General features: G+C 65.8%; 16 protein-coding genes and 1 pseudogene. 14 read left to right on the top strand and 3 right to left on the bottom strand.

The window, feature by feature from the left end:
* Nucleotides 1–79: 79 nt before the first annotated feature.
* The 4 genes from H7I57_RS32675 to H7I57_RS32660 all read left to right on the top strand — a co-directional run bounded on the left by H7I57_RS32675 (nt 80) and on the right by H7I57_RS32660 (nt 6,040).
* Nucleotides 80–2,494 carry a phosphoketolase family protein gene (locus tag H7I57_RS32675; RefSeq protein ID WP_013470211.1) on the top strand — a complete coding sequence of 805 codons (2,415 nt, stop codon included), beginning with the start codon at nt 80–82 and terminating at the stop codon, nt 2,492–2,494.
* Between the two features lie 85 nt (nt 2,495–2,579).
* Nucleotides 2,580–3,074 (top strand): YflT domain-containing protein, encoded by a 495-nt coding sequence (locus tag H7I57_RS32670; protein ID WP_013470212.1) that lies wholly within the window; start codon nt 2,580–2,582, stop codon nt 3,072–3,074.
* Nucleotides 3,075–3,189: 115 nt separating this feature from the next.
* The gene (locus tag H7I57_RS32665; RefSeq protein WP_013470213.1) at nt 3,190–4,488 is read left to right on the top strand and encodes a class I SAM-dependent methyltransferase; all 1,299 of its coding nucleotides are present in this window, start codon (nt 3,190–3,192) and stop codon (nt 4,486–4,488) included.
* A gap of 145 nt (nt 4,489–4,633) precedes the next feature.
* A complete protein-coding gene (locus H7I57_RS32660) occupies nt 4,634–6,040 on the top strand; it encodes an APC family permease (RefSeq protein ID WP_013470214.1) in 1,407 nt (468 codons plus the stop codon).
* A 141-nt stretch (nt 6,041–6,181) separates the two neighbouring features.
* Here the strand turns inward: H7I57_RS32660 and H7I57_RS32655 are convergent, their stop codons facing one another.
* Complete coding sequence (locus tag H7I57_RS32655) at nt 6,182–6,415, bottom strand: VOC family protein (RefSeq protein WP_234714103.1); 234 nt, start codon at nt 6,413–6,415, stop codon at nt 6,182–6,184.
* A 1,049-nt stretch (nt 6,416–7,464) separates the two neighbouring features.
* Between H7I57_RS32655 and H7I57_RS32650 the strand changes: the two genes are divergently transcribed.
* The 3 genes from H7I57_RS32650 to H7I57_RS32640 all read left to right on the top strand — a co-directional run bounded on the left by H7I57_RS32650 (nt 7,465) and on the right by H7I57_RS32640 (nt 10,317).
* Nucleotides 7,465–7,854 (top strand): hemophore-related protein, encoded by a 390-nt coding sequence (locus tag H7I57_RS32650; RefSeq protein ID WP_234714102.1) that lies wholly within the window; start codon nt 7,465–7,467, stop codon nt 7,852–7,854.
* A gap of 72 nt (nt 7,855–7,926) precedes the next feature.
* Nucleotides 7,927–8,127, top strand: coding sequence for a hypothetical protein (locus tag H7I57_RS32645; protein ID WP_041789281.1), 201 nt, complete (start codon nt 7,927–7,929; stop codon nt 8,125–8,127).
* A 66-nt stretch (nt 8,128–8,193) separates the two neighbouring features.
* A complete protein-coding gene (locus tag H7I57_RS32640; protein WP_234714101.1) occupies nt 8,194–10,317 on the top strand; it encodes an NUDIX domain-containing protein in 2,124 nt (707 codons plus the stop codon).
* Nucleotides 10,318–10,441: 124 nt separating this feature from the next.
* On the opposite strand, the gene H7I57_RS32635 is transcribed toward H7I57_RS32640, so the two are convergent.
* Complete coding sequence (locus H7I57_RS32635; RefSeq protein ID WP_048471398.1) at nt 10,442–12,082, bottom strand: ABC1 kinase family protein; 1,641 nt, start codon at nt 12,080–12,082, stop codon at nt 10,442–10,444.
* Between the two features lie 3 nt (nt 12,083–12,085).
* The gene (locus tag H7I57_RS32630; RefSeq protein WP_053083026.1) at nt 12,086–15,322 is read right to left on the bottom strand and encodes a beta-phosphoglucomutase family hydrolase; all 3,237 of its coding nucleotides are present in this window, start codon (nt 15,320–15,322) and stop codon (nt 12,086–12,088) included.
* 547 nt (nt 15,323–15,869) lie between these two features.
* Here H7I57_RS32630 and H7I57_RS32625 point away from each other — a divergent pair.
* The 7 genes and pseudogenes from H7I57_RS32625 to H7I57_RS32595 form a co-directional block, all read left to right on the top strand.
* Nucleotides 15,870–16,982, top strand: coding sequence for a beta-propeller fold lactonase family protein (locus H7I57_RS32625; RefSeq protein ID WP_048472047.1), 1,113 nt, complete (start codon nt 15,870–15,872; stop codon nt 16,980–16,982).
* Nucleotides 16,983–17,197: 215 nt separating this feature from the next.
* The gene (locus H7I57_RS32620) at nt 17,198–17,860 is read left to right on the top strand and encodes a methyltransferase family protein (protein WP_048472048.1); all 663 of its coding nucleotides are present in this window, start codon (nt 17,198–17,200) and stop codon (nt 17,858–17,860) included.
* A gap of 204 nt (nt 17,861–18,064) precedes the next feature.
* The gene (locus H7I57_RS32615; RefSeq protein ID WP_048472049.1) at nt 18,065–19,138 is read left to right on the top strand and encodes a type II glyceraldehyde-3-phosphate dehydrogenase; all 1,074 of its coding nucleotides are present in this window, start codon (nt 18,065–18,067) and stop codon (nt 19,136–19,138) included.
* A 543-nt stretch (nt 19,139–19,681) separates the two neighbouring features.
* On the top strand, nt 19,682–19,921 hold the full coding sequence (locus tag H7I57_RS32610) for a hypothetical protein (RefSeq protein WP_131722677.1): 240 nt from the start codon (nt 19,682–19,684) through the stop codon (nt 19,919–19,921).
* A gap of 394 nt (nt 19,922–20,315) precedes the next feature.
* Nucleotides 20,316–20,459 carry an SHOCT domain-containing protein gene (locus H7I57_RS33935; protein ID WP_082169029.1) on the top strand — a complete coding sequence of 48 codons (144 nt, stop codon included), beginning with the start codon at nt 20,316–20,318 and terminating at the stop codon, nt 20,457–20,459.
* 333 nt (nt 20,460–20,792) lie between these two features.
* Nucleotides 20,793–22,034 carry an IS21 family transposase gene (istA, locus tag H7I57_RS32600; RefSeq protein ID WP_048472051.1) on the top strand — a complete coding sequence of 414 codons (1,242 nt, stop codon included), beginning with the start codon at nt 20,793–20,795 and terminating at the stop codon, nt 22,032–22,034.
* Between the two features lie 2 nt (nt 22,035–22,036).
* A pseudogene (locus tag H7I57_RS32595) lies at nt 22,037–22,369 on the top strand (ATP-binding protein); the annotation flags it as partial.
* Between the last annotated feature and the right edge of the window lie 96 nt (nt 22,370–22,465).

The following is a 22,465-nucleotide window of genomic DNA, read 5'->3' as shown; positions in this document are numbered from 1 at the left end:
GCCGAGGCTGACCCATTGCCGACACCGCGGATGCGTCACACCCGTTTCGTGTCTACCGCCAATACTCAAGGAGCAACTCATGAGCGTCACCACCCCGACTTCCGACCTCAGCACCGCCCGGCCAGGCGCATCCGGCCCGCTGTCACCCGACGATCTGCGTCTGTTGGATGCGTACTGGCGGGCGGCCAATTTCTTGTCGGTCGGGCAGATCTATCTGCTGGATAATCCGCTGCTGCGGGAGCCTCTGCAGCTCGATCATGTCAAGCCGCGGCTGCTCGGGCATTGGGGGACCACGCCCGGACTCAACCTGATCTACGCCCACCTCAACCGGGTCATCCGGGGGCGCGAGCTGAACGCGATGTATGTGATCGGTCCGGGCCACGGTGGCCCGGGACTCGTAGCCAACGCCTACCTGGAGGGCACCTACAGCGAGGTCTACCCCGGCATCAGCCGCGATGCCGACGGCCTGCGCCGACTGTTCCGGCAGTTCTCCTTCCCCGGCGGCATCCCCAGCCACGTCGCCCCGGAAACCCCGGGCTCCATCCATGAGGGCGGCGAGCTGGGCTATGCGTTGGCGCACGCCTACGGTGCCGCGTTCGACAACCCCGACCTGCTGGTGGCCTGCGTCGTCGGCGACGGCGAGGCTGAGACCGGGCCGCTGGCGGCGAGTTGGCAGTCCAACAAGTTCCTCGACCCGGTCCACGATGGCGCCGTCCTGCCGATCCTGCACCTCAACGGCTACAAGATCGCCAACCCGACGGTCCTGGCACGCATCCCCGACGACGAGCTGATCGACCTGCTGCAGGGCTACGGACACCGGCCGTATGTGGTGTCAGGCCACGACCCGGCACAGGTTCACCAGGACCTCGCCGCGGCGATGGACGACGCGGTCACCGAGATCGCCAGGATTCAGCAAGCCGCTCGAGAAGATGGAGACACGCAGCGGCCGCGCTGGCCGCTGATCGTCTTAGCGACCCCCAAGGGATGGACCGGTCCGAAGGAGGTCGACGGCCTCCCCACGGAGGGGACCTGGCGCTCGCATCAGGTGCCGCTGGCCAATCTGGCCGACAATCCCGAGCATCTGCGCCAGCTCGAGGAGTGGCTGCGCAGCTACCGGCCCGAGGAATTGTTCGACGAGGCCGGCGCGCTGATCGCGGAGCTGGCGGCGCTGCCGCCGACCGGGTGTGCGCGGATGAGCGCCAGCCCGCACGCCAACGGCGGGCAGCTGCTAAAGCCGCTGCGGCTGCCCGACTTCGGCGACTACGCCGTCGCGGTCCCCGCGCCGGCCACGGCGCTGCACGAGGCGACGCGGGTGCTCGGGGCGTTCCTGCGTGACGTCATCCGGGACAACCCCCACAATTTCCGGCTGATGGGCCCCGACGAGACCGCCAGCAACCGGCTCGGCGCGGTGTTTGAGCAAACCGACCGGGTGTGGCAAGGCGAATCGCTGCCCACCGATGAGCACCTCGCGCGGGCGGGACGTGTCATGGAGGTGCTCTCCGAGCACCTGTGCCAGGGCTGGCTGGAGGGCTATCTACTCACCGGCCGGCACGGCCTGTTCTCCTGCTACGAGGCGTTCATCCACATCGTGGATTCGATGGTCAACCAACACGCGAAATGGCTCAAAGTCACCAACGACATACCGTGGCGGGCGCCGATCGCGTCGCTGAACTACCTGCTGACCTCGCACGTGTGGCGCCAGGACCACAACGGGTTCTCCCACCAGGACCCCGGGTTCATCGACCATGTGGTGAACAAGAAGGCGGCGATCGTGCGGGTCTATCTGCCGCCGGACGCCAACACGTTGCTGTCGGTGGCCGATCACTGTCTGCGCAGCCGCCAGTACATCAACTTGATCGTGGCCGGCAAGCAGCCGGCGCTGTCCTATCTGGACATCGAGGAGGCGGTCGCGCACTGCACCCGCGGGCTGGGAATCTGGGAATGGGCCGGCAACGACGGCGGCGACGGCGCCGACGGGCTGCCGGACGTGGTGCTGGCCTGCGCGGGCGACGTCCCGACCCTGGAAACGCTCGCGGCCGCGGCGCTGCTGCGACAACACCTGCCCGCCCTGCGGGTGCGGGTCGTCAACGTGGTCGATCTGATGCGGCTGCAGCCCGATACCGAACACCCGCACGGGCTGCCCGACGCCCAGTTCGATGCACTGTTCACCCCGGACCGGCCGGTCATCTTCGCCTACCACGGCTACCCGTGGCTGATCCACCGGCTCACTTACCGGCGGGCCAACCACGTCAACATCCACGTCCGCGGCTATAAGGAGGAAGGAACCACGACCACTCCGTTCGACCTCGTCATGCTCAACGACCTGGACCGCTTCCACCTGGTCATCGACGTCATCGACCGGGTACCGGGCCTGGGCGCCGCCGCGGCGGCGCTGCGCCAGCGGATGGTTGACGCGCGGCTGCGCGCCCGCGCCTACACCCGAGCCCACGGCGAGGACGACCCCGCCATCAGCGGCTGGACCTGGCCCTCTTAGGCCAGATCCCGACTGTCGCCGCCGGGTCGAGCCGCCCGGAACGTCGGCATCCGAACCCAAACCCAACCACCAAGGAGGAGAAACCATGGACAGCCATCGCGATCAATCTTTCGACGACCCGGCCAGCCAAGCCGCTGCCAGCGCCGAGTATCGGGTAATAGCCAGCTACCGCGACTACACCCAGGCGCAGGGCACCGTCGACTATCTCTCCGATGCGGATTTCCCCGTGGAGAATCTACGCATCGTGGGCCACGGCGTGAGCACCGTGGAGGCCATCACCGGCCGCATGACCCCTGCACGCGCCGCCCTCACCGGTGCGGCCGGCGGCGCATGGTGGGGCTTGTTCATCGGCCTGCTGTTGGGAATGTTCGCCGCCGGCGCCGCATGGTTAGGCGTCATGCTCGCCGGCCTGCTCATCGGCGCCGTGTGGGGCGCCATCTTCGGGTTCGTCGAACATTGGGCCACCCACGGCCGCCGGGACTTCACGTCCGTCTCCACCCTGGCCGCCGAGCGCTACGACATCGTGTGCACGCCGGCCCTGGCCGCCAAGGCCGCCGATCTCCTCACCGCCAGGCGCTAACCGGCGGTGGGGGAGTTGCGTCATCGCGGCCGGTGAGACCAGCACCTCGCCGCTAAACCAATACTGATTAGCCCCGACAGATAAGTGTCAGGTTCTGCACGGAAGGTTTCTGCCCATGACGATCGCTGAAACGGTGGCGCCACTGGTTCGCGCGGCCGTGGGCCGGGACGTTCCGGTCAAGATCAGATGCTGGGACGGCAGCCGGTCGGGACCCGCGTCCGCGCAATGGCAGTTGAACCTCGTCAACCGCCGGGGTCTGCGGCGACTGCTGTGGGCTCCGAACGAACTCGGCTTCGCACGAGCCTATGTATCCGGCGACATCGACATCGAGGGAGACCTGCTCGCCGGGCTGGATGTTTTGGAGCAGATGTCAGACCCGAGCCGCGGTCCCGGTGTGCGTACCGACGCCGAGATGAAGAAGGCACTGGCGAAAGCGGCGCTGCGGCTGGGGATTATCGGTCCGCCACCCAAGCCACCGGCAGAGGAGGTGAAACTGGCGCGCGGTCACCGGCACGACAGGCGGCGCGACGCTGCCGCGATCAGCCACCATTACGACGTCGGCAACGACTTCTACCGGCTCGTGCTGGGTGAGTCGATGACCTACTCGTGCGGGTACTGGGCGCAACCCGGCGAGGATCTGGCCGCGGCTCAGTACGCCAAGTGCGATCTCGTGGCGCGCAAGCTCGGCCTGACTGCGGGCATGCGGGTGCTCGACGTCGGCTGCGGATGGGGGACCTTCGCCCTGCACGCGGCGCGCAACTACGGTGTACATCTCGTGGGCGTGACGTTGTCGCACCAGCAGGCGGGGTATGCGAGTAAACGGATGGTCGCCGAGGGCATCGCCGAGCGGGTGCAGATCCGAGTGCAGGACTACCGAGACGTCGACGACGGGCCGTTCGACGCGATCTCCAGTATCGGCATGGCCGAGCATGTCGGCGTCGCGCTGCTGCCGACATATGCCGCGCAACTCTACGCGCTGCTGCGCCCACAGGGCCGGTTGCTCAACCACGCGATCTCGCGGAGACCAGGCAAACGGGCGGGCTTCTCCAAAACGTCCTTCATCGATCGCTACGTTTTCCCCGACGGGGAACTCGAACCGATGGCCACGATGATCGAAGCGCTCGAAGGGGCCGGCTTCGAGATCCGCGACGTCGAGGCGCTTCGCGAACACTACGCGCTGACGCTGCGGGCCTGGGTGGCGAATCTGGAAGGCAACTGGGAGGAGGCGGTCGCGCTGAGCAGCGCCGGCCGGGCACGGGTCTGGCGCCTGTTCATGGCGGGCTCGGCGCTGGGGTTCATGGCGAACCGGCTCGGGGTCAACCAGATTCTGGCAGTCAAATGCGATGCACGCGGTCACAGTGGCATGCCTGCCACCCGCACCGACCTTCTGCGGTCCCGGGCGTCGAAACCGTGAGCGGCGGGGCGGGGTGACATCGCGCCGGCGCGTCCGTAGTTGTGACTGCGAGTGTCACCCGGCAGATGGTTCCCGCAGTCGCGCAGGCCGTTTCGATGCGATGCTCACCCTCTGATTAAGAGGAAGTCGGAGGCTGGCTTTCGTCATGCGACCGCGACAGAGTGGTCTGCAGCCCCAGCGGGTGCTGTTGTTGGTGGCGTTCGCCTTTGCGGTGATGGCAGACCCGGTGTCCTCGGTGGCCTATGCGATCGAGGCTGCGTTGCGGGCGCTGGACGGCGATCTCGGGCTGCTGTTGCCCACGATGACTATGGTCATCGCCGTCATAGCGGTGGTGACCCTCAACTATCACCAGATCGTGGCGCGCTACCCCGCAGGTGGTGGTGCCGCAGCGGCCGTGGGAGACGCATTCGGGGAGCGGTGGGCCTTCGTGCCGATCGCAGCCCTGGTGGTGGATTTCACCCTCACCATCGCGATCAGCGCCGCCGCAGGCGCCTCAGCGATCATCGCGTACCTACCCGCGCTCGGCGGATGGCGCCTCCCACTGGCATTGGCACTGATCGTCGGGGTGGCTGGTCTGACCTGGTTCGGCCATCTCGGCCGTGCGGTGTTCGCCACGATGACCCTCACCTTCCTCGCGCTCGCCGTTGTGGTACTGGTGTATGGGCTCGCTGCCCACCCACAACCGCAGGCAACCAGCGTCCCAGCTACCAGTTCGCCTGCGGCAGCGGTGGTGTTGGCATTCCCGGTGGCCATGGCGCTGGCAACCGGGGTCGAGGCGCCCGCATCGGCCATCGCCCAACTGGACCAACTCGATGGCACGGGCCGGCGCAGGTTCGGGCGCATCACGCTGTGGCTCACCCTGGCGATCGTCGGGATAATCACGTTGGGGCTGACCGCCCAAGCCGTTCACCTGCGCATAGGTGTCCCTGGTCCGGACAGCACGCAGATCGCCGAACTGGCCCGCATCGCCGCCCCCGGGCCAGTGTTCGCCGCCTTCCAGCTCGCCACAACGCTGTTGCTGTTGTCGGCGGCGAGTTCGTCATTCCAAGCCGGGCCGGGCCTGCTCAAGGCGCTCGCGGCCGGACACGACTCGGCAGAGCCGTCGCTGGGGATCCTGCCTGCCGGCTTAGGCCGCACCAACAGCCACTACACCCCCTACTGGGGAGTGCTGATCTTCGTCGTCGGCTCCGCGGCGCTGGTCACCGCCGCCGGTGGCAACGATCAACGCCTGGTTCTCTTCTACGCCGTAGCGGTGTTCCTCAGCTTTCTCGCTGGCATGCTCGCGATGACTCGCTTGTCCTACCGCGCCCGACAACCCGCAACGCTGGCCGTGAACGCCGCCGGAGCGCTCGTGGTCGGCTTCACCCTCGCGGTCAACCTCACTCGGGGCGCACCCCTGGCGTCCATGGCGGCCACCGGGCTCATCGCGCTCATCCTGCACCGGCTGTGGGTCCGATCCGGCCGTCCCAGCGGCATACAGCAAGCCAGCTGTCAATGCCAGGTGACTCGCACCGCACCCGGCCTGGCTCGGCGTGCAAAGGGCAAGGGGTGACATCGAGATTGGTTGGGGTGCCGCGGCGCCACCGCTCGGCGTCCGAGACCGACTCGCCGGCCACATCGATGCCCGCACCGCCGGTCGCGCATGCCCGACCTGGCTCGCGGACGCCTGGCCATGATGCAGCCAGGGCGGAAGCTAGACGTTGGGAACAAGGACCTCGCCTTCGAGTCCATCGGGGTCGCGGAAAAATATGCTGTGCACCGTGCCGAAGTCGTTAATGGTGCCGTCGCTGGCGCCTTGGTCGATGAGTCGCCGCCGAATCGTTTCGAAAGCGTCCGGTGAGGCGGCCTGGAGGCCGAAGTGCTCGATGCGGCCACGGCCCCACAAAGGCGATTGCCGGTCGGGTTCGGTGTTTCCCTCGATCGCCACAATGTTGAGCAAGGTGTGGGCCCGATCCGAAGCACAGTCATTGTCTCGCCGGGATTCTCTCCGTGGGGTCGGGTAGGTCCGACTTCGGCGTCGAACACGTCGGCGTAGAAGCCCAGTCGGGCGACGTTTTTCGAGATCCAGGCGATGTGATTGACGCCATCGAGCAACAGGGGAGTCCCCTTCGAGGTGGACTCGCGACAATCATGCCCTCGCTCATGAGAACAAGGAGGCCAAGGTCGTCGTCTGCCGCGCCTTTGCGGCACGACGCGATCGACGCGGAGCCCGAAACCGTTTCGGGCCGGCCGATCTCGCGAAATGGCGCGAACGTTCGGTGCCGCACCCGATTTCCACCACGACGAGATCAGCGATATATCCGAGAGGGCATCATCAACCGCACCCAGTTCCACTGCCCACCGATGAGCGCCCCAGCACGTTTGGAACCAGGCATTGTAAGCACGGGCCTGCGCCGCAGTGAGGTCCTCCATCATCGTCGGCGACCGCGGTGATCGGTACGGCTCGCCGCGGTCGACTTTCGCGAAGTATGGACCAACTGCGTAGATCCCAGATAGGTTACGAAAGCGGCATCACGATCGTGCATGGTGGACGTGAATCCAGATGTTCCCTGACATACGGCTGCAGGGAATGTTGGGGTTTGGCGCCGACATAGAGGGGCCCGATGGGAGATATTCCTGAGCGTCGATCAAATAAGCCTCCGAACACCCGTGGCGCTGCTGCAGTGGACGGTTTGCGTGGGCGGCGGCACTATCGCAAGACTGCGCGCCGGGCATCTTCCCGGAGCGAAGCCGTGTCGGCTGGGCCCCGGCTTAGACCTCAGGGGAAGCGACTACGTGGGCAACCGACACCACGAGGGTGTCGGCGCCCGACGCCGGGTCAACGCGGACTTCAGGCGATGCGTTCAGCGGTAATCATGGGCGGTCATCAGAAGCAGCCGTTCGGAAGGAGTGATGACAGTGAATAAGCGCATGCATGGCGGGCGGGTTCCACGGCGTGTGGTTCGCGCGGCAGCAGCCGGCGTGGCGGTGGGAATCGTGGCATTCGCAGCAGCGGGTGCGGCGGCTGCGCAGCCACCGCAAGATCCGTGTTCTCCGGCAGCGGTGATGCGGGCACACGCCGCCGCGATGACCCAGATGGCCGACTATCTGGACTCCCGTCCAGACGTCCAGCAGGTGTTCATTGATGCCAGGAGCCAAGGCACACCCGAGGAGCGGCGGGCCGCGATCAAGGCCTACACCGACACCCACCCAGACGTGGCGGCCACGTTCCAGAACATCCGTCAACCGGTCAGGGATCTGAGCGCCAGGTGCGGCCTGCCCATGCACCAAGGCATGATGCCCGGGGGTATGGCGCCTGGGGGTATGGCGCCTGGAGCTATGGCGCCCGGGGAAATGGCGCCTGGCGGTATGTCGCCCGGGCAGTAAGCGCTGCGCGATAGTCGTCTGAGCAGCGAGGCACCCCAGAAGAGCATCGCGGGCGATGAGCAGATTCTGTTCGTGCTCGACAGTCAGGACCTCGAGGGAGACCACACGGTGTTCATAGACATGCGCGCCCGGCTGGCCCGGTCGAGGCGGCCGAACCGGATCCTCGAGGTCACTGTGGAGGCGGCCAGGCTGCCGGGTCTGCTGGGCCGCAAGCGGGTGCTGGACTGCACTCCGCTCGATGACGCAGTGGATCGATGGACACCGTCACATTGATCCCCGAAAGTCGCGGATTGGCCCTGGCCCGGGTGAGCACACGCATGCGGCACACACGATCCAGCCATGAGGCGCACCATGATCCATCCCGTCAAGATCGTTGGTGACGACATGCCCACCGGATTTGATCCGAACGTGGGGCCGTGCTCGCCGTGCGTGGCTCGGCTACAGTCGCCTGCCGAACGGCTGGAAAGGCTGCGGGAGAGGATCCTCGAACAGACGGACCCCTTGGTCACACTGACGCACCTGCTGCATCTGTGCCGTGACGAACACCAGGTGTTGTGGGCCCAAGTCACCGATCCGCGGATACGGGCGATTCTCACCACGATTCTTCGTCCGATTGAGGCGATCGCCGTGTCCCGGCCAGCTGAGTCAACCCTAGACACGCCTATGCGCAGTGCGCTGGCTGAGGCGCTGATTCCTGTCGAGGGCGTCGCGCCGGTGATGATCGCCCACGCGCTGGCGCGGTTCGTGGACCAACACTACGGGGATTTTCTTGCCGACTCGTTCCGACGGCGCAGTCCGTATCAGCCAGCAGTTGGTGACCCGATTCCCTTGGGAGTGCCCGACATTCGCGCTGTGATGGACATGCGGCCCACCGCGCCGCCGTGGCGGTTGGCCAACCGCCTAGACGAAATCCGCCGAGTTCGGCTGGCTGGCGGGTGGGCCACCCAATTTCGAATCGTGTTCGACTACAGCCTGTTTGACGCTTTGGCGGATCTAGTCACCATCGACACCATTATCGCCACGTGCCACCCGAACACGGCCTTAACGGAGTTCACGCTGCCTGCGGATCCGGCACAACCCGCGTTCCCCGTCCGGCCAACAAATGTACGTCAACAACGCCGCATCCTCGATGAGCTCATCGGTGCCGCCGCCGACGCCGGCGCCTCGATCGTGGTGCTCCCCGAGCTGTGTGTCACCGAGTCGCTGTCGCGACGACTGCAGGCGTGGGTGCGCCGCCCGGACGGACCTCGACTACTGGTCGCGGGCAGCTACCACCACAGCGAAGGTTCACCGCGCCGGCGGCGCAACACCGCGGCCGCCTGGGTGCGCGGGCATCCAGACCCGCTGATCCACGAAAAACACTCTCCCGCACAGCATCCGATCCTCGAAGACATCCAACCGCAGGGTTGGCCAGAGTTGCGGGTGTACGTCACAGCCGCGGGCTGGCATATTGTGGTGGCCATCTGCCGCGATCTTCTCAACCCGCAGGCAGTACACGCCTTAACGGAGGCCGGTGCCAACCTGGTGCTGGTTCCCGCGATGAGCGAACGTCTGACCCCATTCACCGGCCAGATCGCCCACCTCGTCGGTTCTTCTCAGGCGCTGGTCGCGGTGGCCAACAACCCTGCGGACTGGGCCGATCCCGACAACCATGCCGTGCATCGTCCGGCGCGCGCGCTGTTTGGACACCCCGGTCTGGGGCAGCAGACCCGCCTGGTCGCGTCCGCGGACGCCGCGGCCGGTTTCACAACCATGCACGTGCGGTCAGCACTGATCGGCTGGACCAGCATCGACGCCCAGGCCGGGCCTGACCGGGCATCGCATTCGGGTTCAGCGTCACCGGCGGTGATTCCGCCGTGGGCGCAGTCATTGGCCGCGGCAATGGCCCGGCGTTACCCGCAGCTCACGCAAGAACCCCGGCAGGTCGTCACGCTGCGGCCGGCGGCAGTATTGGTAGTGCTCACCAGTGGGCCGGCGGGGCCACGGGTGCTTCTCACCGAACGCGCCACGGATCTGCGCGACTACCCGGGGCGACTGACGTTTCCCGGCGGCGCCCAGGATTCGGGCGACACCGGCCCGATCGACACCGCCCTGCGCGAGGCGGCCGAGGAGATCGGGCTCAACCCGCACAGCGTGCACCTCCTCGGCGCCCTGCCCGCGATGACCGACCCGGAATCGAAGTTCTTGGTGACCCCGGTACTCACCTGGTGTGCTCACCCGGAATACAGCGGGCCAGTCAACCTCGCTGAAGTCGCCTCGATTCTCGAGCTGGACGTGCGCGCAATCGGTACTCGATTGTGCGACGCCAATCCGGGCCCACAACAACAGCATTCGAATAGCGGCACGGAGCCAGCGCTGAACCGCCTCGGTGCGCTGACCGCTACGGTGATCGACATACTGAGCGGCTTGCTTGGGGCGGACACAACACTAGATAAACCCGCCCCGGATCCTGCAACGACATGAACTCGATCCGCACAGCACGCAGGCGTGAACGGTCATCGGGCCGGCACGCGGACCGGTCAGTACATCCTTTTCCTCGAAGGCAGAACACTTTTGGTCTTTCCGCATGCGCGGCCAGCCACGAGCGCTAACTTCGGCGTGGGCGCGACGTCAACGCGAGGTAGGCGCCCAATGATCCCAGGCCGGCACCCAAGACAGAGAGGGCCTGGGACCGTCGGTGGCGCGGATCGGCGGCCATGACGTCCCCGATAGAGCGCACCAGAGCGGCGATTATCAGCGCGGCACCTAACCGGAGACCGGTCGCCTCGAGTCTGCCGACGAATGGCTCCAACTCGGCTGCACGAAGGTGAACTTCGGGTCCACCCGCATCGAGCACGTCCCGCAACCGGCGTAACTGGTCAGGGAGTTCCGCGGTAACGTCGAGCACGTCGACGCCGGCTTGCCTGAATCGACGGGCCAATGCGTCCAGCGAATACCGGCCGGCGACAAGGCGACGGGCGTAGGGACCGATGATCGCGGCCAGCTGAAATGCCGGATCGAGCTCTGCCCCTAGGCCTTCGGCCATGACAAGCATCTTCAACTGCAACGCCAGTTCGCGCTGCAGTTTCAGGTGGTGCTGGCGGACCACTGCGAGTACATCGTGGATCAACGCTGCGACCGGGATGTTCCCCAGCGCCCGTCCGGTGTAACGCTGCAGGATGGGCGCCAGGTCCGCGGTAAGTGCGGACACGTTGATCGTGCCCTTGGTTGAACTCAGTTCGGCGACAGCCGAAGCCACGCGGCGAGGATTCTGCCCGGCCAGCGCGACAAGCAGCGCGGCGAGTTGCTCGCGAAGGCGTTCATCGATCTCGCCCGCCATGCCGAAATCAATCAGGCCAATGCGGCCGTCAGGTTCGACGAAGAGATTGCCCGGGTGGGGATCGGCGTGAAAGAACCCGTCCTCGAAGATCATTTTCGCGACCGCCCGCGCCGCGTTGTCCGCCAAGACTCGCCGATCTATACCGGCGGCGTCCAGCGCGTGCACGTCATTGATCTTGATTCCCCTGATGCGCTCGATGGTCAACACGCGCGAGGTGGTGGTGTCCCAATAGATTCGGGGGATCCGGATCGTGGGGCTGGCGGCGAAGTTGGCGGCGAATCGCTCGGCGTTGCGGGCTTCGTGCAGGTAGTCGAGCTCGGCCCGCAAGGTATCGGCGAACTCTTCGGCGATGCCCACCAGGTCGTAGTCGGCGGCGGCCTCCCAGCGCCGACTCGCGCGTGCCGCGAGATTGCGCAGAATCTCCAAATCCTGCTCGACCTGTTCGACTACATGCGGGCGGCGCACCTTGACCACGACTTCGGTCCCGTCGTGCAGGGTGGCGGCGTGCGCCTGCCCCAGTGAGGCGCTGGCCAACGGTTGCAGGTCGAAGGTCGCGAAGATCTGCGACGGGGGACCTGCAAGCTCACGCTCGATAAGCTCGGCGATCACCGGAGCAGGCACCGGTGGGGCCGAGTCCTGCAGCTTGGCCAATTCCTGCCGGTAGGGCTCGGGCAGCAGATCGGGGCGGGTGGACAGGATTTGGCCCAGCTTGACGAAGCTGGGGCCGAGCTGCTCAAGAGCCAGCCTCAGGTGGTCGGGGTTGGAATACGGCTGTTCGCGGCGTTCATGACCCAGCAGTCCGTGGTGCAGCGGCACCCATCGTTGCAGACCCGTCACGCCGATGAAGAATCCAAAACCATGGCGCGCCAGGGTTTCTGCGATCTGTCGGTACCGCTCACCGTGGGCCATGGCCTACATCTTCAGCTCAGTGGGGGAGGGCTCCGACGCCGCAGACGATAACGGCACTTCCCAGACGTCGCCCGCGTTCAGCGTTTTTTCGATGCCCTCGACGCAGAGTTGGACCGGGGCGGCCGAACACGGCGGCAGATGCAGTCGTGCCCGCTGCTGAGTCAGATCGACGCTGATCGGCTGACCGCGGTAGCGCAGCCGAAACGACGCCGCGGTGAGTTCGGCGGGCAACACCGGGTGTAGCCAGAGCACATCGCCTCGGGTCTCCACGCCGCCATAGCAGCGGATCACCATGTCGGCGGTGCCGGCCATGGCGCCGGTGTGGACGCCTTCGCGGGTGGTGCCTCCTTGGGTGTCGGCCAGATCGGCCTGCAGCGCCTCGGTGAACAGCGACCACGATTGTCGCCGGTCGGTGCGCGCCGACACCCACCCGTGGGTCAGCCTGCTCAACGTGGACCCGTGGCTGGTGCGGGCCAGGTAGTAGCGAACCGTGCGAACGATCAGCTCCGGCGGCAGCTCGTAGCCGAGTTCGGCGAATACGGCGCGCAGTTCCTCGGCCGAAAACAGGTAGAACAACATCAGCACATCGGCCTGCTTGGAGAGCTTGTAGCGGTTGGTGGTGTCGCCCTCGGCTTGCAGGATCAGATCCAAGCGTCCGATGTTGCCGTAGCGGCTGCGGTAGCGACCCCAGTCGAATTCGGACAGCTCGCCGTAGCCTTCGAACTGGCTGATGACGCCGTCGTGGAAGGGAACGCGCAGCCTGCTGCTGACTCGGCGCCAATGGGCCGGCTCCTCGGGCTGTAGCTGGAGGCGACGCCAGAGTTGCTCACAGTCACGGTGTGCCAACAGCGCCACCGTCTCCTGCGCGCGGGCAAGCACCCAGGCGGCCAGGACATTGGTGTAGGCGTTGTTGCGCAGTCCCTGCCCGGGTGTGTCGGGGTAGCCGTCGTGATATTCGTCGGGTCCCATCACCCCGACGATGTCGAAGCGGTCATCGGCCGGGTCGTGTGCCGCCAAGCTGGCAAACAGCCGCGCCACCTCGACCAGGATCTCCGCCCCGTAGTCGGCGAGAAATCCGATATCGCCGGCGGCCTGATGGTACTGCCACACGCAGTAGGCGACGGCCAGCCCGACGTGACGCTGACGGTGCGAGTTGTCCGGTACCCATTGTCCGTTGCGGACATTGAGCAGCTGTGTGGGTGTTTCTTCGCGGCCCTCGCTGCCGGACTGCCATGGGAACATCGCCCCGGCCAGGCCTGCGGCGCGGGCCGCGGCGCGGGCGGCGTCCAGGCGGCGATGGCGGTACAGCAACAAGGACCGGGTCAGTTCGGGTTGGCGCAGGGTCAGCATCGGATAGACGAATAGTTCGTCCCAGAAGATGTGGCCCCGGTAGCCCTCGCCGTGCAGGCCTCGGGCCGGCAGGCCGGCATCGAGGTCTGGTTCTGCGGCCGAAATGGTTTGCAGCACATGGAAAATGTGCAGATTCAATGCCAGTGACTGCTGCGGGCTCGCGGCCATATCGATCCCGAATCGCTGCCACATCTGCTCCCACGCCTGCGCGTGGACCTCGAACAGTTCGCCGAATTCGGGAGCCCAGCCGATGCGGTTGCATGCGTCTGCGGCGGCGGTCGAGATGGCCCGGTCCCGAGAGGTCGCCACCGCCGCGACTTTCTCTATCGCCACGTGTGTGCCCGGCTCGAGGCGCACAGTCAAGGTGTGTCCTGCGTAGGCGGGCGCAAGCACAGGCTCGCGGTTGATCACTGCGTCAACGCCGCGGACACGGGTGCGCGCGACGGTGGCGATGCTGATGTGAGACTGGCTTGTCGCAACGTCGGCAAGCACCGTTTCGCGGTCGACTTCTGTTGTGGCTGTGGGGATGAGATGGTGGTGGGCCAGCTCGTGGTCGGCGGGCACATTGCGGTTGGCGACGGCGGCGTTGATCCCGGACTCGACAATCATGTCCCCGGACCAGTTTTCGGATTCGAGCATGACTTCGAGTGCGGCCAGGTGTGGATGGGTCAGGGACTGTATCTGTCGTGACGTGATTCGCACAGTGCGGCCGGCCGCGTCGCGGTAGCGGTTGGTACGTGTCAGTACGCCGGCGTGGATGTCGAGTGTCTGATCGTGGCTGACCATGTCCGGCGATCCTGGACGCAACGGCCCCCCGCCCGCGAACCGTACCGTTAGATGCGTCCAGTCCGGGGCGTTGACGAGGTGTTCAGTCTCGACGGTGGCTCCCTTCAGATCGGTGGTGAGCCGGTTGTAGACCCCCGCGAGGTAAGTACCGGGGTAATGGACGTTGTCGGCGGTGCTGCCGGGAACGGCGCCGCGGGTAGCCCAATAGCCGTTGCCGAGCGTGCACAGAGCCTCCCGTGTCCCTTCCTGTGCTGGGTCGAAGTGGTCGTAGACCAGCTGCCACCCGGCCTGGGTGGGGACCGTCGCGCCTCCGCACCATGCCCGGTTTGTGTGGCCTCGGCCGGGCCGGGTCGGCGGTATCTGGGTGAGATCGGTTACCACCACGTCCGCTCCCGCGTCGGCCAGCGCTGATCCGGCTCCGGTGCGGTCGACCCCCACCACCAGACCAAAACCTCCGTCTGCGGCGGCGCTGACACCGGCGGTGGCATCTTCGAACACGATCGCATCGCACGGCGGCACGGATAGCCGGCGGGCCGCCTCGATGAACATCGCCGGGTCGGGTTTGCCGGGCAGCGACAGCCGCATCGCGTCGATGCCATCGACACGCACCGAGAAGAAATGCGTCACCCCGCCCGCGTCGAGAACCGCCTGACTGTTGCGGCTGGAGGTCACCAGCGCGGCGGGCACATTGCGTGCCTGCAGTTCGACGAGCAGTTTTCTCGCGTCGGGAAACACCGACACCCCTGCCTGGGCAAGCAGGTCCTCGAAGATCTGCTGTTTGAGTGCGCCGAGTCCGTACACGGTCAGTTGCTCCGGGCCATCATCGGTGCTGCCGACCGGCACCTTGAGACCGCGCGAGGCCAGCAATGCGCTTACACCGCCTTCGCGGGTGCGCCCGTCGACGTAGGTGCGGTAGTCGCGATCCGCGTCGAAGGGCGGTTGGCGGTCACTCCCGATGGCGGGAAGGACCGTGTCGAACAGCTTCTTCCACGCCGCCGCGTGCACGGTTGCGGTGTCGGTGATCACCCCGTCCATGTCGAAGATCGCCGCGCCGTAGCCGTTGCGGGTACGCCCGGCAGGCACCGGCAGGTGGTCGAGGTGCATCAGCAACACCGACCGGGACTGCCGGACCCGGCCACCCCGCAGCGGGTCGCGGTGAACCGGCGGTCCCCGGGCCAAACGTGCGCCGACGCAGGGCCCAATCGGGGTCCTGCCGGATGCGGCTGGAGGAGGATCTCGGCAGCCGGTTGAGGCCGGTCCTCGGGAAAGACAGCCATCGTCGTTATCGGTCCTTGATCGTGGCGTGCGCCATCTACTAGCGCCAACAGTACTGGCCAGGTGCGCATGAGCGTAGGTGCCCGATTTGCTGGTTGGCGGCGGACCGACAAGTTCAGGGACTTTCGTCAGTCGGATTTGGGCCTTTAGGTGGGCCGACAGCCGACGTTGTCCCATTGGGCTGCTCGCCCGAGGGGTGCAACGTTGGCGACGTAATGCACTACGCCCTTAGCGACACGGAGCTTATCGCCGACAAGATCGACGCGGCGCTCGGCGCCGAGGACACGTCCGACGCACTTGAACGTCGTCTCGCTGGTGGCACAGTGACATCGAACATCAGGAGATCGAGCACATCGAGCCGAAAGGACTACATGCCATGAACATTCGGCTTGTTGCCGCTGCCGCAGTTGTCACGCTCGCTGCAGCGCTGGCGGGCTGTTCCGGCGCAACGACGGTGTCGCCGAAGCAGCCACAGACGACGACAGCGCCAGTAGGGACGAGCAGAGCCGTCTCCGGGTCGGTGTGGGTGGCCGACGAGGGCGGTGAAAGCCTGACCGTCGTGGATGCGGCCACAAACACCGTGGCGATGACCGTGACCGGCATCAAAGGACCGCACAATGTTCAAATCGGCCGCGCGGGGGCAACCGTGTACGCCGTCAGCGAGGGCAACACGGTGATGGCCATCGACGCAGCCACATACACGGTCGCCGCGGTCGCAGCCACAGGATCAGCTCCGGCCCATGTGATCGAGGCACCGAACGGCAAAGTTTATGTCTCCAACTCCGGGGATGGCACTGTGTCGGTGTACCAGGCTCGGGGGCTCGAGGCGACGGGCCGGATCGACCTGGGCGGGATGCCTCACGGACTACGGCCCGCCGCCGGTGGCTCGCTGATCGTGGTGGCCAACACGATGGCTGGGACGGTCGATCTCATCGACCCTGCCAACGATCGGTTCTTGGGCTCTGTCCCGGTGGGCCCCGGCCCGGCGCAGGTGGCAGTCACCGCCGATGGACGGTACGCCTACGCCGGCATCACCGACCCTCCAGCAGTGGTGAAAGTGGATCTGACCGCCCGCAAGGTAGTTGGCACCGCACAGGTGTCAGCCGCTCCAGCCCAGGTGTACCTGACACCGGACGAGGCAACTGTGTTGTCGGCCGATCAGGGCACTGCAGAAAAGCCCGGACATGCGCTGTCGGTGATCGATACCGCAGCAATGACCATTCGCGGCACTGTCGGCACCGGCTCGGGGCCACACGGAGTAGTCATCGACACTTCCGGAACGCGGGCATGGGTCACAAACACCTACGACAACACGGTCTCCGTCATCGACCTGCCCAGCCGGTCGATTGTGGCGACAATCGCTGTCGGCACCGGTCCCAGCGGGGTCAGCTACACGTCGCGCCCTCCGGCCGCATCCGGCACAACGACCGCCACGCTGGACATCCCCGCACAATCCCCGAGCGTCCAAGACCACACTGCGCACCATTAACCAAGGAGGGCATGAGTAACCAAGGAGGGCATGAGTAACCAATGAGGGCATGAGCGGACGCAGCGCCTTTGACGGTTTTGGACACGTGAAGGTCTTTGGTTAGTCCGAGATTGTGCCTAATGGACACCCCATCGCGGACGTTGTCCCATCGGCTCGCGCAGCTGGCCGATGCAAGGTTGAAACGTCACAGCTAGAACAATCACAGAAGGTGCGTGATGGCAGATGCAGCCTACGGCTTGTGGCCGTTAGTAATCGTGAACACCTTGCTATTCGCGGCATTTGGATTGAGTTTCTTTCACCCACGAACAAATCGTGATTGGCGGGCGATGGGTGCATACACCGCCTTCTTGGTGGCGCTGTTCACCGAGATGTATGGCATCCCGTTAACCGTGTATCTGCTTGGGAGCTGGCTTGGGTCCCGGTTCCCGCTGCTGCGCGACACCCACGCCGGCGGGCACCTGTGGAATGACCGCGTCGGTTGGACCGGCGACCCACATCTAAGCCCCTTCCATCTCGCCAGCTATGTGGCAATCGGCGCGGGCTTCTGGCTCATCGCAGCGGGCTGGCGGCGTCTGCACGAGGCGTCCCAGGCCGATCGCCTCGCGACCACCGGACCGTATGCCTGGGTACGGCATCCGCAATACGGCTTTCTGCTCGTGATGATCGGCTTCTTGCTGCAGTGGCCGACGATCCCCACCCTGATCATGTTCCCCGTGCTGGTGTACGTTTACGCGCGACTGGCTCGCGGCGAAGAACACGCGGTGGCAGAACGATTCGGCCAGCAGTGGAGCGATTATGCGGCGCGAACTCCCGCATTTGTACCCCATATCCGCTCGCTTACGCGTAAACCGGCCCGCACGTCCCTTATTCGACGGTGATGACCGTCGCGATTGATTGGCCAGTAGGGGTGGCCGACCGGGCCCGGCGAAAACCTGGAGCTGCCCGCTGCTGCGGGCAGGCTGGCGGACGGCCGGCTCATTCGGCGCCCATCTCGTGCGGGCTGGTCGCCCACGGTGAAACACCGCCGATCGGCGGAACCGGTGCAAATCAAAGATGTAAATGATCAAAGAAAGGATGCCGATATGCCCAAGAAGGTTCGCGTCGCTGTGAACGGGTACGGAGTCATTGGCAAACGCGTCGCCGATGCGGTACAGGCCCAGCCCGACATGGAAATGGTTGGGGTCAGCGACGTGATCGCGGATTACCGGATCAAGACCGCCGTCGGGTTGGATATGCCCGTCTACGCTGCGACGGCAGCACACGCAGGCCAGATGAGGGCGGCGGGGATACCGGTGGCGGGCGCGCTGCCCGACCTCCTCGAGGCGGTGGACGTGGTCGTGGACTGCACACCGGCCAAGATCGGTGCCGCCAACCTCGACCTCTACCGCCAGCACCGGGTCAAGGCCGTCTTCCAGGGCGGCGAAAACCACGCGATGACCGGTCATTCGTTCGTCGCCCACGCCAACTACACCACCGCTGTGGGTCGCGAGACCACCCGAGTGGTGTCGTGCAACACCACCGCGACCGTGCGGACCCTGACCGCGTTGAAAGACGCAGGCCTGCTGGTGAAAGCCCGGGGCGTTCTCATTCGCCGAGCCACCGACCCGTGGGAATCCGATCACTCCGGGATCATGAACACCATTCTCCCGGAGAGCCGCATCCCGAGCCATCAAGGTCCGGACGCTCAGACGGTGGACCCCGACCTGGACGTCGTCACCATGGCGGCCAAGGGCTCGCACACGCAGAACCACCTGCACTTCTGGACCGTGCAGTTGGCGCGCCGCGCCGCTCGGGACGAAATACTCGACGCGCTGCGGGCGGTGCCACGGATCGCATTGATCCGCCAGGCGGATGGCATCGTGGCGCCCAACAGCACCATCGAATTGATGAGGGATATCGGCCGGCCCCGCGGTGACATGTACGAGGTCGGCTTGTGGGAAGACATCCTCACCGTCGACGGCACTGAACTCTTCTACACCTACACCGTCGACAACCAAGCGATCGTCATCCCGGAAAACATCGACGCGATCCGCGCCCTGTCCGGAATGGTCACCGACGCCACCGTATCCATCCGCCGTACCGATGAAACCCTGGGTGTCCGACAAGACTTCCTCGCACACCCGCGTCACGCGCAAGGAAAGACGCCGCCGGCATAGGCCGCTGAGGCTTCAAAAGCAGCCTCCGGACTCACCGGGACGGGTCAGATTGGTCGTTCCACGACACATTGGGTGACTCAAATGCTCCGAGTCGGTCACGCTAATCTGCCGCGCTGCAAGTAGAGCGGCTCGTGTGCGACAAATCAATTGACCGACGCTCCGTCTTCCGAGCGCTGTGTTGCTGATTGATTCAAGAGAGCGCTGGAGACCTGCTGCTCGGCGGCCGGCTGCGGGGCGGGGGCGTACGGGCCCGACGACGTTCGAGGACACCGAGGACCGCTTCGTGCTGCTTTACTCACATTCCGCCCTGCTAACCTTCCTTACTACTACTATGCATCATAGTAGTAGTTGCAGGTTGTGCGGTCTCGACACCGATGACAGAACTCGGCTTCGTGTTGGCCTCCCAGTGCCCTGCGCTGTCGCCGTGCATCCACCGTTCTAAGGGCCCAAGGGGGACTTTCGACCTAATACTAAGTGGCTTAGTACATCTATCGCGGGCGTTGTCGCCGGGTGCAGCATGGCGGCACACGGAAGAAGGTAACCATGACTCGTCAACAAAAGCAGCTGCTTGTCGCTGCGGCCGTGATTGCGATCGTGGTCGGATTGGTGTTCGCCGGGGTTTCGGTGTCGGTACTGCTGGGGATCGGCGCCGTGGCCGCGATGGTGTTCATGCACGCTGGCGGTCATGGCGGTCATGGCGGTCATGGCGGGGCGCCTTCCGGTCACCAGCACCCGAGCACCGAAGACCGGTCGCACTCGCAGGACGGCACGACCGGCCACTGACCCCGCGGCCCAGCGCGGAGCCCACACAGCGGTTACTCGCCCGGCCCGCCGCTCACTTTGTTGCCGGCCGCTGCGTCCGGCCCCGGCGGGTCCCAATGGAAATGCTCGCGATGGTCAAACTGGGCGCGGCGCTGCGATGAGATCGAGGTGCGCCTCGAAGCGGGCCGAGCTACGGAGGCAGCGGTAAGCGCTGTACGACAGTTCGGGATTGCGACATCCGCTCTCTTCGCTCCCACCCGGCCCGACATGCCCCAACGGGTCGACATGGGGCCCGCTGAGCATGCCGGCGCCGTGCGGGCCGACTTGCAAGCCAAACAGAGTCGATTGCAGGAGCAAATCGGCGCGGTCAAAGCGCAGTACGAAGGGTTGACGCCGGAGCAGCAGGCGGCCTTGGCTGCACCGGGCCCTGCGCCCACAGCATCCGCCGACCCCGCAGCAGGGACTCGCCGAGCGGTATGCCCGTGGTGAGATCGACGACGAGGAGTATGCGCGGCGGCTGAACACCTTGAACTCCGGTACGCCGCCGATGTCTGCGTGAGGCGCGGTGCGCGGCGGTCAGGGGCGATGAACAGATCCCGCGTGGGGCCGAGCTCCAGACCGTAACCCGGTTCAGGACATAGCCGTTGACACCGCGGCAGTTGCATGACAGCGACGCGTGGTGGCGACGCTTCCCGAGCATCGTCGTGACCCGACCGCAGACACCAGAGTCCAACGAACTCCGATGCAGGGCCGTAGGTCCCGCATCGATCTGCGCGGAAGTCAGAAACTGGCCGTAGCCCCCGGCGCAGACAACCGGGCATCTGTTGACGACGGTTGAAAATCCGGCCAGTCGCGACGGTTGAAAAGTAGGCCACCCAATCAGATTGGATGGGTGATCTCCTTGGAAGACTGGGCCTTGATCCGGCATCTTCACCTCAGCGAAGGGTTGTCGCAGCGGGCTATCGCACGGAAGCTGAGCATCGCGCGAGACACGGTGGCCAGTGCGCTGGCCAATGATGGTCCGCCGAAGTACGAGCGGGCTTCGCCGCCGTCGGCGATCAGCGAGGTGGAGCCGCGCATCCGGGCCCTGTTGACGGCGTACCCCCGGATGCCGGCGACGGTGCTCGCCGAGCGGGTCGGGTGGACGGGTTCGATCTCCTGGTTCCGGGAGCGGGTCCGGGCGATCCGCCCGGAGTACCTGCCCGCCGATCCGGTGGATCGTCTCGAGCATCCGCCGGGGCGGGCGATGCAGTGCGACCTGTGGTTCCCGGCCCCGAAGATTCCGGTCGGGTTCGGTCAGGAAGCGATGTTGCCGGTGTTGGTGATGGTGGCCGCGTTCTCGCGGTTCATCGCCGCGGTGATGCTGCCCTCGCGCCAGACCATGGATCTGGTGGCCGGAATGTGGCAGCTGCTCTCCCAGAATTTCACCGCGGCTCCGCACGAGTTGTGGTGGGACAACGAAGCCGGGATCGGACGCCGCGGCCGGTTGACCGAACCGGTCACTGCCTTGATGGGCACCCTGGGGTCGCGACTGGTGCAACTCAAACCCTATGACCCCGAATCGAAGGGCATGGTGGAGCGAGCCAACCGCTATCTGGAGACCTCGTTCCTGTCCGGACGGAGCTTCGCCTCACCCGCTGACTTCAATGATCAACTAGCTCAGTGGCTTCCAGTCGCCAACGCGCGACGGGTGCGGGTCCTCGACGGTCGTCCCATCGACTTCCTGGACGCCGATCGAGCCCAGATGCTGCCCCTGCCACCGGTGGCGCCGACCGTTGAGACGGTGACCTCGGTGCGACTGGGACGCGACTACTACGTCCGGGTGGCCGGCAACGACTACTCCGTCGACCCGACTGCGATCGGCCAACTCGTCGAGGTACACACCACCCTCACCGCGGTGACCGTGAGACGGGCAGGGCGCCTACTGGCGGCCCACGACCGCTGCTGGGCGACGCGCCAAACCCTCACCGACCCCACCCACGTCGCGACCGCCTCAGCGCTGCGACACCAGTTCCAGACCGGATCACCGCCGGCGCCAGGGGATCAGCTGGTGCGGGACCTCGCCGACTACGACCGAGCGTTCGGTGTCGACTTCACCACTGCTGCAGTCACTTCCGACGGCGAGGTGGCATGAGCATGGCCGAAGATCCCATGAAGGCCGTCCTGCACTACGCCCAAGCACTCAAGGCACCCCGCATCCGCGACTCCGCCGCCCGGCTGGCCGAGCAAGCCCGCGACGCCGGCTGGACTCACGAAGAGTATCTGGCGGCCGTTTTGTCCCGGGAGGTCTCGGCCCGCGAAGCCTCCGGCGCGGCGACCCGCATCCGATCCGCCGGCTTTCCGACGCGGAAGTCGTTGGAGGACTTCAACTTCGATCACCAACCAACGCTGAACCGGGACATGATCGCCCACCTCGGTACCGGCGCGTTCCTCGCCAAGGCCTCCAACGTCGTCCTCCTCGGGCCACCCGTTATCAACGGGTAGCAACACGCTCGAATCTATGTATGCAACAAGGGGGTTGATGCTGGGCAAGTCATCGTTGTTGCCGGTTTATCGGCGGGTGTT

It is taken from the genome of Mycolicibacterium pyrenivorans (genome assembly GCF_025821625.1).
GTDB lineage: Bacteria > Actinomycetota > Actinomycetes > Mycobacteriales > Mycobacteriaceae > Mycobacterium > Mycobacterium pyrenivorans.
The sequence above is the reverse complement of the archived record's forward strand: the minus strand, read 5'-3'. Positions and strand labels throughout refer to the sequence as shown.